The sequence below is a fragment of the Novosphingobium aromaticivorans DSM 12444 genome (assembly GCF_000013325.1).
Taxonomy (GTDB): domain Bacteria; phylum Pseudomonadota; class Alphaproteobacteria; order Sphingomonadales; family Sphingomonadaceae; genus Novosphingobium; species Novosphingobium aromaticivorans.
In genome coordinates this window covers 806,619-823,605 of record NC_007794.1, presented here as the reverse complement: position 1 = coordinate 823,605, position 16,987 = coordinate 806,619, and the positions used below count along the sequence as shown (strand labels likewise).

Below are 16,987 nucleotides of genomic sequence, written 5' to 3'. Positions count from 1 at the left end.
CATGGCAGAGACGGTTTTCGAGCAGGTGACAGGCGAACAGGACCTGCTGGATGTTGGCGAGTTTCGCGCCGCGGCCGAGCCGATGATGCCCGATCCCTACCGCAACTTCGTCAACAATGTCGGCATGGAGCGCACCCTGCACGACGACATCGCGGCTTGGCAAGCGATGCACCTGCGGCCGCGTGCGCTGGTTGACGTCTCGCACATCGATACCTCGGCCACGGTGCTAGGGCAGCAGATCGCGATGCCGATCATGACTGCGCCGTTTGTCGGCTCGACGCTGGTCGATCCCGAAGGCGAGGTGGCGACCGCGCGCGGCGCAGTGGCGGCAGGCACGATCACCACGCTCAGCATGATGGGCACACGCCCACCCGAGGCCGTGGGGGCAGTTGCGAGCGGGCGCTACTGGCAGCAGATTTACTTCATGCGCGATCGCGGCGTGGTAAAGGACGTGATTGAGCGGGCCGTAGCTGCAGGGGCTTCGGCTTTATGTTTCACCGTAGATCTTCCGGTGATGCCGGCATTCCCCCGGCCCATGCGCCTTGCCGCGCAAGCGCTGTTCCAGCGGTGGCAGGAACCGGAGCACGTGATGTATGCCGTCCGCGACTACGCGGACCGGCCGATGGGTGCAACCTTCCCCGATGCCGCCGCGACATGGGCCGACGTGGAATGGATGCGCACTCTTTCCAACCTCCCTCTAATCCTGAAAGGCGTGATCCGCACCGATGATGCCGCCCGCGCCCGCGATCATGGCGCGAGCGCCTTGATCGTATCCAATCACGCTGGCCAGGGTCTTCGCCATTCACAACCGGTCGCGCACGCCCTACCGGCAATCGTTGAGGCCGTTGGGCGCGACATTGAAGTCTATGCAGACAGCGGCATTCGTACAGGTGCCGACGTTCTGCGGGCTTTGGCACTTGGCGCACGTGCCGTTCTGGTCGGCCGCCCAGTGCTTTGGGGCTTGACCACGGGGGGCTCTCAGGGAGTCGAGCGTGTGCTGAAGTTGCTGCAGGCCGAACTCGCCGAAATCATGGCAATCACCGGAGCCTCGAGCATTGGTGCGATCGATGGGTCGGTTTTGGCGTAGGCGGGCTCGTTTGACACCTAGTGGCGGCCACACCCTGAAACGGACCTGTCCGATCGGCCCTATCTTGCGCTGGCCGAGGTGACCGCAGCCAAGCGGATGATCGAACGTGCGGCCGACCGCCATGGCCTATGGCGCCATGGCCGAGTGGCAGATGCTCATGGCCTGAATCTGCAGGAAATCTGCCCAATTCGCGCAAATCGAAGCCAAGTTGCGAGCTCCGATCCTCATCTTGACCGGTTTGCCACGGATCAAGCCTGGCAGGCGAAGGCCCTGCATCAAGGGCTGAGCTTGAGCACATATTCATGTACACGGGATATTGCGGCATTTGCATTGCCCGAGGCGGCCAGCATTGCGGTGGCAAGGGAAGCGCCTCCATTGACTCCGTCCTCGCCCAAGCCGGCGTTGATGGCAAACTGACGGGTGAGCACCCGTCCGGAAGCTACGGGAAAATATTGCAGCGCCACGCCGTTGGGGCGACTGACATCAAAATCTCCGAGTACCGGACAAGAGAGTTCGGCAAGATCTTTCGAAGCCATCAACATACCTGCGCCGTCACGGTTGTGCAGCGAGGTCAGATCCAGAACATCCAGCCCTTCATGCAGTGCAGGAGCGCCGTCTGTCCGAACCGTTATGCGATCACCGTATCGATCGAGTTGGAGGGCAATCTGCATAGGGTCGATGAGAGCGATACGGGCGGAGTGCCGCGTCTGCTTTCCGTCGCAAACGATTATGAACGAACTCCACTCATGCACTACCACATCATCGATCGTATTGCGCAGGAGCGGCGGCACGGCATCGAGGACGACAGGCTCGAGTTCGTGCCCGTTCGGATTGTCACGGCAGAAGAACACTATCCTCGCGCAAGGCAAGCATTCGGCAAGGCAACAAGCTGCCAATGCTCCAGCACAACCTGCCCCGACGATCGTGACGATAATGGCCTGCACCTCTCTTTGGGTGGCCAAGATCGCCGTAGGTTCTGACTGCGTCCAGTGAAAATGCCGAGCACTTCCTGGTTGGCTGCCACGCAAGCGCGGGGGGTATGCCAAGTTGCTGTCGGAAAAAGAATTTCGGCCGTCCTGCAATCTCCGAGTCGCTAGACCTTTACCTCTGATCCAGCCCGGAATGGTTAACAACGCGGCGCCCTAATCGTTAATGGACGCCACATCAGGTGAAGTGAGTGTCATTTTCACCGTTTCGGCGTCATTTATGAGGCTCGAAAATTATATCGTATTTTCAAATGCATAAAGATCGATATGAATTAATGTTAATCATATTGGTCCCGAATCTGAACACCTCCGTAAAATTACCTATGTATAATCAGTTTATCCAAATGATTAATAAGCCTGTGTCGGATCGAGCTCACTGCTGAGCGGATATTCGAAGTCAAAGGAAAACAGGGTCCTACGTAAAATCTACTAAAACACTGTCCGGTTGGCCGGGCAGAGCGAAGACGTATGACCGGAGGAACTGGATCAGTGCTTGGCGTGTGCATCAGGATGAGGGGACTGGCGGGAGCCTTGGGCACCGCTTGGCTTCTTGCGGCTGCACCAGCCTGCGCCCAGGCGCTTTCGGCGACCGTATATGCGCCAGGGGATGGAGCGCCCAATTCGCTTACATTTACAGTTCCGGTGACTGCATCGATTGGCGGCATCTGCGGCTTTGCGACCGCTCCTAGCGGCAATTACGACGCTGGCGCTCTGGACACGAATACCTGGACCAACGACTTCGCGTTCAAGTTGAACTGCACCGTTCCGTCTCGTGTCGCCGTGGTCTCTTCCAATGGTGGCCTGTTGACGCCGGCAGCGCCCGGAGCGCCCGGTTACACCAACAAGGCGCCCTATACGGTGACCTTGAAGCTGCAGGGTTCGTCCACTTCGGCAATGGCCAACTGCCCGGCGGCAGACCTTTCGCCCACGGCAGCGAACCCTTGCTCATTTCGTGGGGCATCGTCGTCCACGCAGGGGCTACGGCTCGACGATACGTCGATCAACGTCGACGGCTCATATCTTCGCGTCAATGCGCCGGCCTATTCGGGGGCCGATGCCCTGATCAACGGAAATTACACTGACACTCTGACGGTTACGGTTTCGGCTTCGCCCTGATTTCACGGCGGACATGAATGCGGTTGCAAGGCCGCGACAAGTTGAGCCGGAGACGGCTGGAAAGGAAGGAAGATGAAAAAGATTGTTCTCCTTGCCGCTGTTGCATCAGCTGCGGCAATTGCATCGCCGGCTGCCGCACAAGCAACCGGCTCGGTCACGGTAACTGGATCGGTTGCGGACAAGTGCTTCGCGATCGCGCCCATCTCGGACACCATCACGCTTGGTGAACTGTCCCTGCAGACCGGCGTGAATGCCGGGACCGTGGATTCCGCATTCTCGTCGAACACGGGGGGCCTTTCGCGCTCCTTCTCGGTTCGCTGCACCACGACGACACCGACGATCACCGTGTCGGCACTCCCGTTGACCATCAGCGGCAACGCAGGGACATCGGGCGGCTACACCGGAACGGTCCATTACACCTCCACGCTGACGGCCCAGAAGGCTGGCGGCGGGGCCGACGCCAGCGCGGTCTACACTACTGCAGATTCGCTCCCGGCGGCGACCACAACGAGTGTCGGCGACCGGCTGAAGAACGCGACCAACAACGTCACCGTGACAGTATCCAACGGAACAACCACCAATGGCACCGACCAGCTCAAGGCGGGCAGCTATTCGGGGTCTATCTCGATCACCGTGTCACCGGTCTGATCGGGCACAAGGGGGAAAACCTATGCGCAAGTCACTTTCCATCATCGTCCCGCTTGTAATGCTGGCGAGCCCTGCAACGGCCCAGGATGCGACCGGCACGGTCGACATCTCGGGCACTGTGGCGGGGCGCTGCCTGTTCACCACGGACAATGCGACCATTACGCTGGGCGAACTGGCACTGCCAGGCACCGACGCAAACGCGGGCAAGCTCAAGGCGTCCGTGATCGATGGGCGCAATGCAACACTGGTGGGCTGGTGCAACAATGCTGCCTCGACCATGGAAGTCGAAGCGACCAAGCTTGTCAATTCCGCCAATGCGGCGACCGGGTTCACCAACAGCATCGATTATCTCGCGACAGCGAGCGCGAATGCAGTCGACGCTTCGGACACGACCACCGTCGCCGGTGCGGGCGATCCGGCCGATGTCGGCATGTTCACCGGGGACATCCTCGTGACGCTGTCCCAGGCGTCCACCGACGGCGGTCTGCTGGTTGCGGGCGACTATACGGGCCAGGTCACCGTCACGCTGAAGCCGAACTTCACCCCGGCGCTTTGATCGGTCGGCAACCGGCAGAATTCCGCAAGGAGTGGCTGAGATGAAAAAATTGATCTGCCTGGCAGCCCTGTCGGTACTAGGCGCGGTATCCCCGGCGTTTGCGCAGGCGACCGACACCGACTCCGCCGATGTCAAGGTGACAGGCCGCGTTGCCCCGCTCTGCATCCTGGGCGAGCCATCGACCGCGAGTGTCGATCTCGGCCAGATGGCAGCAACTTCAGGTTCGCGCATCGGACGCTTGGCGGTCATTCCCGCGCAAGAAGTGACGCTGCCAGGCAGCTTCTGCAATTTTGCCGGATCGGCACTGTCAATTTCGACCACAGCGCTCGTCAGTGAATCTGCCGGAACACCGCCCGCCGGGTTCGCGCGTGCGGTGAACTTTACCGCGAGCGGTTCGGGTTGGGCGAATGGCGGGACGTCGGCCACGAGTTCTGCCCTTGCGGACGGCAACAATCCCTCCAGCCAAAGCACTGGGGCCACGCAGCCTCTGCCAAGGCTCTCGGACATCCAGGTTCAGCTGTCGAACTTCTCTGTCCCGTCGGATGCCCTGCTGCTTGCGGACAATTACAATGGCCTCGTCACCGTGACCTTGGGTCCGGCGGCGATCGCGGAGTAAAGATCATGGAAAGACTTCGTCTCTTCGCACTCGCCGGATCGGCCTTTTTCGCTGTCGCCTCCACCGCCGCAGCGGCTCAGCAAGCTTCGGATACGGATTCCAAGAGCTTCGCCGTCACCGGTACCGTTCCGACGCTTTGCTCGGGCGGGACCCTTTCCGACGAAGCGGGCACTTTCGATCTGGGCGTTCTGATCGACACGACCACCGGCTTCTTGCGGACAGACCTCGCCGCGCCCGCAAAGGTGCTGAGCGGCGCCTTCTGTTCCGCACGCAGCACGATCAGTGTGGAAGCGACCCGGATCAGCGCCCAGAACTTCACCGCTACGCCTCCCGACGGATTTTCGCGGCAGGTGGACTACGTGGCCACAGCCAGTGGCTGGACCCCAACTGCGGCCAGTTTCGACACCGCGGCGGCGAACAACCCAAATGCCTCGCAGTCGCGCGATGACGCCTTTACCGGCGATATCACTGTCAGCATCGGGGGCTTTGCAACCACTGGAGGAAGTAACCTGCGGCCAGTGGCCGATACAGCGTATCGTGGCCTCGTCACGGTAACCCTTAGCGCCGCGAACTGACCATGAGCCCGTTGCGCCCCTTCGTTGGAGTTGCCCTGATCGGTAGCACGTTGCTGCTGCCGGTGACGGCGGAGGCGCAACTGGCCGCGACGGTGGATCGGGCCTTTCCCGTGAACGGGAACGCGCCGCAGGTGTGTTCGATCCAACCCGCTAAACTCCAGGCTGGAGAACTGGTCAATTTTCGTGGCCTCGACGGTGACACATTGCAGATCGAGGAGTTGACGGACCAGCGGACGCTCGCAGCCAGGCCGGCTAGCGTTACCGTATCGTTCGACGCCGTCTGCAATTTCCCTCACCGGGTGCGCATAGAATCCCAGAACAACGGCCTTTGGCCAACTGATGGCAGCATGAGCACGCAGGCGCAGGGGTTTGCCTATGCTCTGCCCTACCGGACCCGTATCGATTGGGGGTCCGCCAGCGGCAATTTCCTGGCCGACGCCAAAGTGCGCCGACTGGTGGAAGAGCGGGTCAACGTCAACGCGGCGACCGCGGGCGTTCTCAGCCTGCGCATAGAAATCGACGCCGGTGCCTCCAATGTGCAGACCAACGCCCCGGTGCTTGCCGGCGTTTACGGAGACACACTGCGCATTTTCATGGAGCCCCGCTGATGCGTGCTTCGCTCATCCTTGTCTTGCCAGCAGCATTTGCCTGCTCTGCCGCTTTTGCGCAGGAGATCGACACCGACAGTCAGCGGCTGGAGATGATCGGCACGGCGCCTTCGGCATGTGTTCTCGATGCTCCGACCGCTGCCAACGCCATCAATGCCAGCTTTACGAGCACGGGCACATCCAGCGGGCAGGTTCTTATCTCCCAGTTCGTCGATCCGCAGAACGCCAATCCCGTCGCGAGCTCGATAGAACTGGCGCTGCCAGTCATCTGCAATTCTTCCCATCAGTTCACGGTCCGCAGCGGCAATGGCGGCCTGCTGCGGAACGGCGGGAGCATCGCCAACCGCCAAAGCTCGACGTCCTTCGCGGATTTTGTCACATACAGGCTGGGCGTTGATTGGGCAGGAAAATCGGTCGATCAGTCAACCGATGAGGGGACCATTCTGCTCGATGCCTTGAACGCCCGTGCGGGCGAAATCGCCTTGAGGATCGCAACGCCATCAGGCGGCGGACCGCTTACGGCGGGACGGTTCGACGATACCATAATTGTCGAGTTTCGCGCGGCGAATTGAAATGACCAAGAGCCCGCGGGCCTTGACAGGAGGATGACTTGAGGATCGGATTCAAGAGAGTTCTGGCGATGCTCGCCGCAGCGCTTGTTCAAACAGCGCCGATCGCGAATGCCATGACTGTCCAGCCTGTCGTCATCAACCTGCAGACCTCCGGGCGCGGGATGACCCAGGTCATTACCGTCGAGAACACGTTTTCCACGCCGCTGCCGGTCGAGCTTACCGTGCAGGAACTCAAGCTGACAGAAGATGGGGTATCCCTGACCGGGGTTGATCCCGGCGACCTGCTGGTCTTTCCACCGCAGGCGCTGATACAGCCCGGCCAGACCCAGACGTTCCGCGTGCAATACGTCGGTGATCCCGATCTAGCCGCAAGCAAGCACTATTACATCACGGTGGCGCAACTCCCGGTCAAGCTTCCCGAAGGCAAGTCCGCGATCCAGATTTTGTATAACTTCCAGGTTCTGATCAGCATCGCGCCCGCTGGCCACAAGCCCTCTATTTCTGTCGCCAGTGCCAGCATCGGCCGCAATGCCGCAGGCAAGCCAGTGCCGCTCCTGATGGTCCGCAACGCCTCGGTCGCGCATGGCTACCTTTCGGACGGACGCCTTCGCATTGTCGAAAAGGACGCGGCCGGCAACGAGATTTTCCGGCGGACAATGTCCGGGCCAGAAATCCAGCAGACAATTGGCTTTGGCCTGATTGGCGCAAACCAGGAGCGACGCGTGACGGTGCCCGTCGAGCTTCCGAGCGCAGAGGGTTCGGTTGAGGCCACATTCAGTCCTGGGGACTGAGGATGGCAACTGATATTCGCACGGCATCGTTGATCTCCGCCAGCGTTGCGGCGCTGTGCAGCGTACATCCAGTGCGCGCAGAGGCGTTTACCTCCAGTTCGGGTGTCGCCAGCGATATTGCCGCAACAGACAGTCAGTCAGACGGGGGCGGAAGCGCCCGAAGCATTCCGCTCAATCCTACTGGACGCGACATTGTGCTCACCGTTCCTGCAAAGGACGGCGCCACCTACCTCGGGGACGTTCCGCTCAGGATCGCGGCGGACGACACGCTGTCGTTTCCGGCGGATCGCACGCTGCAATTGCTTGAGCCTATCCTCGACCCCGAGGTGCTCAAGGCGCTCCGCAACGGTCTTGGCGGACGAGCCCGGATCGGACCTGCCGATCTTGCACCATCGGGCGTAGTCGTCGTTTATGATCCCCAGACCCTGGAATTGCGGTTCCAGATCCCGGTCGAACGCAGAGCCTCGCGGTCGGTGGCAGTCTCCCCGCTGGACAGGAGCCTGTTCGGCGAAGTTGTCCAACCCCAGAATTTCAGCGCTTATCTCAATATTCGCGGCTCGCTCGACTACGTCGAAGGCGGCTTCAGTCAGGGCTTCGCCGATCCGGTTCTGCTGCTGGACGGTGCGGCACGATTGGGGCCGGTTGTGGCAGAGTCAGACGCAATCTGGATCCCCGGCGCGCGGGGAGCGGACTTCCAGAGACTCGGCAGTCGATTGGTCTATGACGACACACACAACCTGATCCGGTTCACGGCTGGCGATCTCGAGACCACGTCGCGAGGATTCCAGACCTCACCGGACATAGCCGGTGTTTCGATCTTCCGCTCCTACAGCGTACTCAATCCGCAACAGATCATCCGGCCGCGTGGCGATCGGCAGTTCCGTCTGGATCGTCCGTCAACCGTGGAAGTGGTTGTCAACGGCCAGCAAGTCCGGCGGCTTCAACTGGCACCAGGCAACTACGATTTGCGCGACTTCCCGTTCACGCAAGGGGCAAATGATGTTCGTTTGAACGTTCTTGACGACACTGGTCGGACAGAGGTCCTTCGCTTCAATATCTTCCTCGACCAGACCCAACTGGCCAAAGGGCTGAGCGAGTTCGGTCTTTACGCGGGGGTGAAGGCTCCGTTGGGCGTGCGAGGCCCTGTCTACAGCAACGACTGGATATCTTCCGGCTTCTACCGGCGCGGGATCACTGACTACGTCACTCTCGGCGTGAATTTCCAGGCCGACAAGCAGACCAGGATGGCCGGGGTCGAAGGTGTCCTGGCGACATCCATCGGCATCTTTGGTTTCAATGCAGCCTACAGCCACGCCGATGGGATCGGCGACGGCCGGGCTGTGCAAGCAACATTTCAGCGCCAGGTCCAGCGGGGCAACGGTCAGTCGGACACGTTCAACCTGTTCGTTGAATCGCGCAGCCAGAAGTTTGCTCCAGTGACCTTCTTTCTGCCGAACAATCCATACGAGTTTGAAGTCGGTGGCGGTTACCAGCGCACGTTCACGAACGATTTTTACGCGGGTGTCGACGCGAGATACTCGAAAGGGCGCGGAGGCCGACCCGACGTCCAGAACTATCGTGTTACCGGGGGCTGGCGGATCAGCAATTCGGCAACCCTTTCGGCCGAGAGCCGTTACCAGAAGGATTTGCGCGGCGACGAGTTCAGCGCATTTCTCTCGTTGACGATCCGGCTTGGACGCTATTCCAGCGCGCGCGTCGATCACGACACCCGCGACAACCGAACTCGCGCTTCGTTCCAGACATTGCATGGCTCCGGTGTAGGCAGCTACAACCTGAGCGCAGATGCCGAGCGCTCCGACTTCGGCTCGGCACTCAATTTCAATGGCAACTATTTCACCAATCGTGCGGAACTAGGGATTAGTCATTTCGGCACGTTCGCAGGAGATTTTGGAACCAGCCTGAATCAGCGGACCAGCTTGCGGCTCGGCACGTCCCTGTCGATTGCGGGCGATCAGGCCTCGATCGGACGGCCGATTTACGACAGCTTCGCGGTGGTCAAGCCACACAAGCGTCTCAAGGGCGCCGATGTGATCGTCGAGCCCACGTCGTTCGGCTATACTGCGAAAAGCGGAGCCTTGGGCGCGGCGACAATGCCGAGCCTCTCATCCTACGCGGAACGGACTGTAACTGTCGATGTCGCCAACGCTCCGGCAGGCACCGACATCGGCCAGGGCTCCTTCCGTGTCTTCCCGCCCTATCGCAGCGGTTTCTTGCTCGAGGTCGGTTCGGACTACGGGGTGACGGCAATCGGCACGATGGTCGACGCCGATGGTGCGCCGGTTTCGCTGGTTTCCGGCACCGCGACGGAACTTGCCCATCCTGACCGTCCACCCGTCACGTTGTTTACAAACCGACAGGGACGTTTCGGAGCCACTGGCCTTGCCCCCGGAAAATGGAGGCTCGAAATGCTGGACGAGAAGAAATCGACGTTCGAGATCAACATACCGGAAAGCACCGACGGTATCATCCGGCTCGGCCAGATTGCGCCGGCAGAGGGACAGTAAGATGGGTATCTCCAAATTCCTAAGGCGCACCGCAATCGCCGTCGCGACGGTTGCTGCTTCGGTCAGTGGTGTGGCCCACGCCGCAACGTGCGGCATCCTCAGCTCGGGAACCTCGTCGACGACGGTCAATTACGATCCGTTCAATCCGACCGGACTGGGCGCAACGTCGATCACGCTTCAACTCAAGCGGGTCAATGGCAGCGGGGGCGAGAAGACCGACATCGTCAATTTCTACCTGAGGGCACATGATGCCAACGCAAACGGCACTACCGTCGTTGCCAACTCCGTCGTTGTCGCTGGAAACTACGCCGGCCTTGGTTACGACATCTTCTACGATTCCAACGAGACCCCCCCAGTCGTCGCGCCGACTTCGGTGGACCCAAGTGGAACCAACAAGTTCCTGAAGATTGCCTTCACGGGCAACAATGCCGCGTCGGATTTTGCAACCGTCAACTTCACGGTCCAGCTTCCCGCAAAGCTCGACCTGACGAATTCAGCAACGCTTTCGTTTGATGCGGTTTTTGCGTGCTCCACCACCGGGGGCGGAGGCCAGTCGCAGCAAACTGGGGAGATCACCAATGCAATCTCGTTCCCCATCAAGGTGCTGAGTGCGTTGCAGGCAAGCTATGCAGGGAACGATCTGTCATTCGGCGAGATCGGGAACGTGGCTACATCCCAGGTCACGGCGACGCCGGCAAATTATCGTACATCGCCCAACAATTACATTCGAGTGCAGAGTTCCGGGCCATACCGCGTCACCCTGACTTCAGGAAACAGCTACCGGATGACGTATCCTGGCGGCAATCTCGGCACTGCAACCCAGCGCGTGAACTATTCGCTCAAGTTCCTCGGGCTGACGCGTGACGAAACGGCGACGTCCGCAATCACGCGCACCTGTAGCAGGGCCGGTGTAGGCAACTCGGTTGAAGACAAGCTGTACCTGCAGGCGACCCTTCGCGAAGGTGGGCAGGGCAAATTCGTCGCCCCCAATTATCGCGACCTGCTAACTGTCACAATCGAGCCGCTGGCGGTTCCCGACCCGATTGTCGATTGTAACGCCTATACCGTTCCGTAAAATCGGGCGGTAAAGCGTTCAGAGCGGTTCGATGCGGAAATCGAGTGAGCCACTTGTCACGTCCTGCGAGAGCTCTAGCGAGAGATCGCGGTTCGTCATGGCGGCGTGATCGCTTTGGCTGACCACGACCGATCCCGTACCGTCCAGTTCGATCGCGCTCCCATCGACCATCAACCTGCCGCTCGCCAGCGACGGCGAGTATGTTGCGACGACGCGGTAGCCCCCGGGACTGTTGCAGAACTCGTTCAACGTGCCGAGCTTGGCGGTGCCGGTTCCAATCGGAACCATTCCCGCATCAAGGCTAGCCCTGCAGATCACCGGCACGAACCCGACCACTCCGACGGAAAACTGGTTAGCGCCAAGTTCAACGCCGGGAGCATTCGCTTCAACCGGCGTTGCCAGTGCAAGAGCACTTGCCAAGGCACCGAACACCAAACGATCGTACATGCTACTGCTCCCTGATTTCTTGGGAGCATGTCACCGCGACGTTGCAATATACTTCAACCTTATGACTAACACCGCAGTAACCATTGACTCCTTTGCTCCCCGATTCCAGCGCCGGGTGTTGTCAAAGCAAGCTAGCGGGCGGGGCAGGGCGATGGTAGCTGGCAAGGGTCAGCAAGTCCGCCAGTGGCACTGTCAAAGCAAACGCACCGGTTGGAACAGACCGTTCTGATCGCTAGCTTTGGCTGATGCCGAGACCGCACAAGCCTGCGAGCCCCTTTCGCTACTTCAACTCCTCGCCGGAGATCATCCGGTTGGCGGCATGATGTAAGTCCGCTTCCCGTTGTCGCTGCGCAACGTCGAGGACCTGCTGTTCGAGCGGGGGATCGACATCTGCCATGAGACGGTGCGGGTGTGGTGGAACAGTTTCGGACCAATGTTTGCAGCCGACATACTGCGACAGCGGGTGAACCGCACGCGCAGCTTTCGCTTTAGACTGACAGCTCCCATTTGCCCTCCATCTGACAACAATCTGCGCAAGAAATGTCAAAAGTCCGAGCAGGTCTGACTAAAGCGCGTTCTCGCAGACTCCGCTAACTTCTCACTCGGCAAGCCCCAGAAGCTTGCACCGAGGGAGAGATGAGAATGGCCTCGAAGCCAATGACCTGTGCATTTGCGCTGGCACTTTCATGCACCGTTTCGCCGATGGCGTTGGCCCAAGAAGCCTCAGCCACTCAGACTGCGTCGCAGGCTGCGAAAACCCACGAAACCAACGCCGACATCGTCGTGACCGCGCAGCGCCGAGAACAATCGCTCCTCGACGTGCCGCTGGCGGTGACGGCGTTGGGTAGCGATAGCCTGGCGCAGCGCGGCATTACCAACTCGGCACAACTTGGCGATGCCGTGCCGAACCTCCAGATCAACAGCCCCTATGGCAACACGCAGCCCAACTTCTCGCTACGCGGGATCGGCGTGGCGAATGAATATAATTCCAACCAGGCCTCGCCGGTCGGCGTCTATCTCGACGATGTGTACCTGGCGCCGCGCACCAGCCACGGCATGGGCTTGTTCGATCTTGACCGGATCGAGGTGCTGCGGGGGCCGCAGGGCACGCTGTTCGGTCGCAACACCACCGGCGGCGCGATCAACTTCATCACGAAGAAGCCCGATCTTTCGGGGACGAATGGCTACCTGCAGGCAGGCTACGCCAACTTCGACACCTTTACCGCGCAGGGCGCTGCCGAAGCGACGGTGTCCGAAGACAAGCTCGGCCTGCGCGTTGCGGTGAACTACGCCAAGGGCGATGGGCAGGTGAAGAACGTGTTCCCCGGTGGGCGCGATGCCATGTCCACCGACACGCTGCAGGGCCGCGTTTCTATGCGCGCGATGCCAAGCGAGGCGCTCGCCATTACGCTTCGCGCTTATGCCGGGCGCGATCGCGGCACGCAGGCGGCGGTGCACGGGCTTGGCCCGTTCCGCACCGGGCTCGGCTTCTTCGAGATCAACGAGAACCGCGTCGGAACGAACCGCACCGATGCCTGGGGCTTTTCGGCCAATGTCGCGCTGGAATTGAGCGATACGCTGAGCCTCACTTCGATCACCAGCTATGACGGTGGCAGCCAGAACCTGCAGCAGGCGGCCGATGGATCGCCGCTCGACATTCTCGATATCAACTGGCGCTCGCAATACCGCCAGTTCAGCGAGGAACTGCGTGCCAACTACAGCGGCAACGGCGTCAACTTCGTCGGCGGCCTGTTCTATGGCTGGGACCGCAACATCACCGACAACACGTTCAACCTGCCGCTGCCCCCTGCAGGCGGCTTCTTCCAACACTACCGACAGGTACGCAACAGCTATGCCGTCTTCGGTCAGGCCGATATCGACGTTGCCGACAAGCTCGTGCTGACGCTCGGCGCGCGATACACCCACGATACCTCGCGCTACGACGATGCCTATGCCTACCTCTTTGTCGGTGAGGTAGGCGCGGCGCCCTTCCCGATCGCGACAACCGTGCCCTGCACCGGCGTTGCCGGAACCTGCGCCTACGATCCTGCCGCGCGTTTTGCCCTGTCGGACAAGAACAACGCGCTGACCGGGCGCGTCGCGCTGAGCTACACCTTCGACAGCGGCACGCTGGTCTATGCCAGCTACAACCGTGGCTACCGCGCAGGCGCGGTCAACGGCGGCGGCTACACCTCGTCGGCGGGCATCGGCTACATCAAGCCCGAGCGGGTCAACGCCTATGAACTCGGCATCAAGGGCCGCGCCGGTGGCCGGTTGCTGACTTATGCGGCTTCTGCCTTCTACTATGATTACACCAACCAGCAGTTGCAGGACACGCGCGCCGGACCGGTCTCGTTCCTCGTCAACGCGCCCAAGTCCGAAGTCTATGGCCTCGAGCTTGAAACCACGCTGCGTCCGGTCGATGGTTTCCGCCTCGATGCTTCGGTCGGCCTGCTCCATTCGAAGTACAAGCGCCTGACGCTGCAGGGCGCGGACCTCTCGGGCAATTCCTTGCCTTTCGCTCCGCGCATGACCGCGCAAGTCGGGTTCGAATGGGACATGCTGCAAGTGGGCGGCGGTACGCTGTCCTTCGCGCCGAACATGGCCTATTCCAGCCGCCAGTATTTCTCGCCCTTCAATGCCGAGAACGCTCCGGGCACCGCACAGGTCAACAGCGAGTTGCAGCAAGGCGCCAACGCCAAGGTCAACGCCACGCTCAGCTGGAGCACCGACGTGATCACCCTGCGCGCCTTTGCCAACAACCTGTTCAACCGCAAAACCTTCGGCTACGGCCTCGACCTTCGCGGCGCTGGCTTCCCCTATAACTTCCTCGTGCCTTCAGCGCCGCGCACCTACGGCGCCAGCATCCGCTACAGCTTCTGACGATGCTGGACCTCAAGAACCCGGATACCTACCAGGGCGGTGTACCATACGCCGCCCTGCAGGACCTTCGCGCAGAAGGCCCGGTCCACTGGAACCCCGAAAGCGATGGGGCGGGGTTCTGGGCGGTGCTCGGCCATGACGAGATCGTCGCCGTATCTCGCCAGCCAGACCTGTTCTCCTCGGCCTTCGAGAACGGCGGGCACCGCATCTTCAACGAGAACCAGGTCGGTCTGACCGGCGCTGGCGAATCCGCCATCGGCATCCCCTTCATCTCGCGCGATCCGCCAAGCCACACGCAATACCGCAAGTTCGTCATGCCCGCGCTTTCGCCAGCGCGATTGCAGGGCATCGAGGAGCGCATCGCGAAGCGGGTCGAGCGCCTGTTCGCGCAAGTGCCGCTGGGCGAGACGGTCAACATCCTGCCCCTGCTCACCGTGCCGCTACCGCTGCTGACGCTCGCCGAACTGCTCGGCGTGCCCGCCGACCTCTGGCCTGACCTGCACCGCTGGACCGATGCCTTCGTCGGCGAGGATGATCCCGATTTCCGCCAGTCGCCCGAGGCCATGCAGGCTGTGCTGGCCGAATTCATGGGCTTTGCCACGGCCCTGTTCGAAGACCGCCGCGCCAATCCCGGCCCAGACATCGCCTCGCTGCTCGCCAATACCGAGATCCGGGGCGAGCCCGCGCCCCTGCGCGATTTTATCGCCAATCTGATCCTCGCGCTTGTCGGCGGGAACGAGACCACGCGCAACTCGATCAACCACACCATGATCGCCTTGGCGGAGAACCCCGGCCAGTGGGACATTCTGCGCGCCGACCCCTCCCTCATGACCGCTGCGGTCAAGGAAATGGTGCGCTTCGCCAGCCCGGTCATCCACATGCGCCGCACCGCGATGCGCGATACCCAACTTGGCCAGCAGGCGATCTGCAAGGGCGACAAGGTCGTGATCTTCTACCCCGCCGGAAACCGCGACCCTGCCGTTTTCGAAAACCCCGACCGCTTCGAAATCACGAGGCCCGTGCGCCAACATCTCGCCTTCGGTTCGGGCGCTCACGTCTGCGTCGGCTCGCGGCTCGCCGAGATGCAGTTGCGGCTGGCGTTCGCCGAAATGGCGCGGCATGTTCGCGCATTCGAGGTGGTAGGCGAGCCCTCGCGGGTGCGCTCGAACTTCATCAACGGCTTCAAGCGGCTCGAGGTCAGGCTACTGGTGTGATGACAAAGGCGGCGGATGGCATGTCCGACTGGGACAACATGGCGATCATCTGCGACGTCCTCGGCCGCGCGCCGGATGTCGAGATGGGCTCTATCGGCGAAGGCTGGTCGCTGTGCCGCTGGCGGCAATTCGTCGGCGCCTATACACTGCCCGCGTTGCCGCAGCCGATCTTCACGGTCCACATCGCCGGCAAGCCTCAGGTCAAGACCTGGGACAAGGGCGGCTGGACGGAGACTAGCTCGATCCCCGGCTGTGCCACCATCGTGCCTGCGGGGATGCCGACCGGCTGGCTGGTCGATGGCGAGCTTGACGTCGTCACCCTCTCGATGGCGTCCGATGTGCTGGCCGGTCAGCCGCACGCCGACCAGTTCAACCGCATGCGCTTCGCATTCTCCGATCCGCTGGGCGTGGCGCTGACCCGGCAGATCCTGTCCGAAATCTACGCCCCGCAGGCCGAGGAGCGCACCGCCTATGTCTCGGCCATGGTGGGGGCGCTCAAGGCGCATATCCTCTCCGGCCCGCCAGCGCACGGCAACCCGGTGGACATCCCGGTTTCGGATTTCTCCGCCTATCGCCTGCACAAGATCATGAACGCGATTCTTGCCGACCCGGCTGCCGAGCACAGCTTGGAAGCGATGGCGGCGGTGGCCGGGGTCACGCCATCGCACTTCTGCCGTCTGTTCAAGAAGGCCATCGGCATCACGCCGCACCAATATGTCATGAAAGCGCGGCTCGACCGGGCGCAGCAGATGCTCGTACAAACCGAGATGAGCCTTGCGGCGCTGTCCGAAGCGGCGGGCTTTGCCAGCCAGAGCCACTTCAGCCGCGCCTTCCGTAGCTGGTTCGGCATGGCCCCCAGCGACTTCCGCCAGCAGGAACGGCGCCGAACCGACTGAACATACGATTGGGAAAGAGAACAATGGCCCAAGCGACAGCAGCCGTAGTGCGCGAACCCGACGGTGCATTCCTGCTCGAACAGATCGAAGTGGAGTAGCCCCCCTCTGGCGGGCCGTGGACCAAGAAAGCGAGATCCTCGAAAGCTATGTCACTCGGTCGCGGGACAAGGCTGCCGCCTTCTCCCATCCTGAGGTTCGGCTGCCCTGGGGCCACTTTGTCGGCAGAGAACATTTCACTCTGGACTGATAGCTCCGCCATCACTTCCTGACTTGTCGTGCAGTTCGGCACTCCTGAGCGAAGGCGGCGCCTTCGATGGCTGCGCCGCGTGTTGGCGGTTGCACGTCACTGCCGATTTTCTGGCTCGAGGAGCGCAGGCGCCACCCCAAAAAAA

General features: G+C 61.4%; 16 protein-coding genes. 14 read left to right on the top strand and 2 right to left on the bottom strand.

Annotation, left to right across the window (positions count from 1 at the left end):
- Positions 1-25 precede the first annotated feature (25 nt).
- Positions 26-1,087, top strand: a complete 1,062-nt coding sequence (locus SARO_RS03865; RefSeq protein WP_041550692.1) for an alpha-hydroxy-acid oxidizing protein — start codon at positions 26-28, stop codon at positions 1,085-1,087.
- A gap of 275 nt (positions 1,088-1,362) precedes the next feature.
- Here the strand turns inward: SARO_RS03865 and SARO_RS20930 are convergent, their stop codons facing one another.
- Positions 1,363-2,049 carry a hypothetical protein gene (locus tag SARO_RS20930; RefSeq protein ID WP_143004773.1) on the bottom strand — a complete coding sequence of 229 codons (687 nt, stop codon included), beginning with the start codon at positions 2,047-2,049 and terminating at the stop codon, positions 1,363-1,365.
- Between the two features lie 666 nt (positions 2,050-2,715).
- Here SARO_RS20930 and SARO_RS03855 point away from each other — a divergent pair.
- From SARO_RS03855 to SARO_RS03810, 10 genes are all read left to right on the top strand, one after another.
- Positions 2,716-3,189 carry a hypothetical protein gene (locus tag SARO_RS03855; RefSeq protein ID WP_041550089.1) on the top strand — a complete coding sequence of 158 codons (474 nt, stop codon included), beginning with the start codon at positions 2,716-2,718 and terminating at the stop codon, positions 3,187-3,189.
- A 72-nt stretch (positions 3,190-3,261) separates the two neighbouring features.
- A complete protein-coding gene (locus tag SARO_RS03850) occupies positions 3,262-3,837 on the top strand; it encodes a hypothetical protein (protein WP_011444431.1) in 576 nt (191 codons plus the stop codon).
- 22 nt (positions 3,838-3,859) lie between these two features.
- Entirely contained in the window at positions 3,860-4,393 is a 534-nt protein-coding gene (locus tag SARO_RS03845; protein ID WP_011444430.1) for a hypothetical protein, read from the top strand.
- Between the two features lie 40 nt (positions 4,394-4,433).
- Positions 4,434-5,009 (top strand): hypothetical protein, encoded by a 576-nt coding sequence (locus SARO_RS03840; protein WP_011444429.1) that lies wholly within the window; start codon positions 4,434-4,436, stop codon positions 5,007-5,009.
- 5 nt (positions 5,010-5,014) lie between these two features.
- Positions 5,015-5,584 (top strand): hypothetical protein, encoded by a 570-nt coding sequence (locus tag SARO_RS03835; protein ID WP_011444428.1) that lies wholly within the window; start codon positions 5,015-5,017, stop codon positions 5,582-5,584.
- A 50-nt stretch (positions 5,585-5,634) separates the two neighbouring features.
- The gene (locus tag SARO_RS03830) at positions 5,635-6,192 is read left to right on the top strand and encodes a hypothetical protein (protein ID WP_234007406.1); all 558 of its coding nucleotides are present in this window, start codon (positions 5,635-5,637) and stop codon (positions 6,190-6,192) included.
- Entirely contained in the window at positions 6,192-6,764 is a 573-nt protein-coding gene (locus SARO_RS03825) for a hypothetical protein (RefSeq protein ID WP_011444426.1), read from the top strand. Before SARO_RS03830 ends, SARO_RS03825 begins: the two co-directional genes overlap by 1 nt.
- Before the next feature lie 38 nt (positions 6,765-6,802).
- On the top strand, positions 6,803-7,555 hold the full coding sequence (locus tag SARO_RS03820; RefSeq protein ID WP_011444425.1) for a fimbria/pilus periplasmic chaperone: 753 nt from the start codon (positions 6,803-6,805) through the stop codon (positions 7,553-7,555).
- Positions 7,556-7,557: 2 nt separating this feature from the next.
- Positions 7,558-10,080 (top strand): fimbrial biogenesis outer membrane usher protein, encoded by a 2,523-nt coding sequence (locus SARO_RS03815; RefSeq protein ID WP_011444424.1) that lies wholly within the window; start codon positions 7,558-7,560, stop codon positions 10,078-10,080.
- A gap of 1 nt (position 10,081) precedes the next feature.
- Positions 10,082-11,155 (top strand): hypothetical protein, encoded by a 1,074-nt coding sequence (locus tag SARO_RS03810; protein WP_011444423.1) that lies wholly within the window; start codon positions 10,082-10,084, stop codon positions 11,153-11,155.
- Between the two features lie 18 nt (positions 11,156-11,173).
- Here SARO_RS03810 and SARO_RS03805 read toward each other — a convergent pair whose 3' ends face one another.
- Positions 11,174-11,602, bottom strand: a complete 429-nt coding sequence (locus tag SARO_RS03805) for a hypothetical protein (protein ID WP_011444422.1) — start codon at positions 11,600-11,602, stop codon at positions 11,174-11,176.
- A 702-nt stretch (positions 11,603-12,304) separates the two neighbouring features.
- Between SARO_RS03805 and SARO_RS03800 the strand changes: the two genes are divergently transcribed.
- Genes SARO_RS03800 through SARO_RS03790 form a run of 3 tightly spaced genes read left to right on the top strand, consistent with a single transcriptional unit; the run spans position 12,305 to position 16,595 of the window.
- Positions 12,305-14,485 (top strand): TonB-dependent receptor, encoded by a 2,181-nt coding sequence (locus tag SARO_RS03800; RefSeq protein WP_234007432.1) that lies wholly within the window; start codon positions 12,305-12,307, stop codon positions 14,483-14,485.
- A gap of 2 nt (positions 14,486-14,487) precedes the next feature.
- Positions 14,488-15,699 (top strand): cytochrome P450, encoded by a 1,212-nt coding sequence (locus tag SARO_RS03795; protein ID WP_011444420.1) that lies wholly within the window; start codon positions 14,488-14,490, stop codon positions 15,697-15,699.
- Entirely contained in the window at positions 15,699-16,595 is an 897-nt protein-coding gene (locus SARO_RS03790) for a helix-turn-helix domain-containing protein (RefSeq protein ID WP_041550085.1), read from the top strand. The genes SARO_RS03795 and SARO_RS03790 overlap by 1 nt, the downstream gene beginning before the upstream one ends.
- The last annotated feature ends 392 nt before the right edge of the window (positions 16,596-16,987 follow it).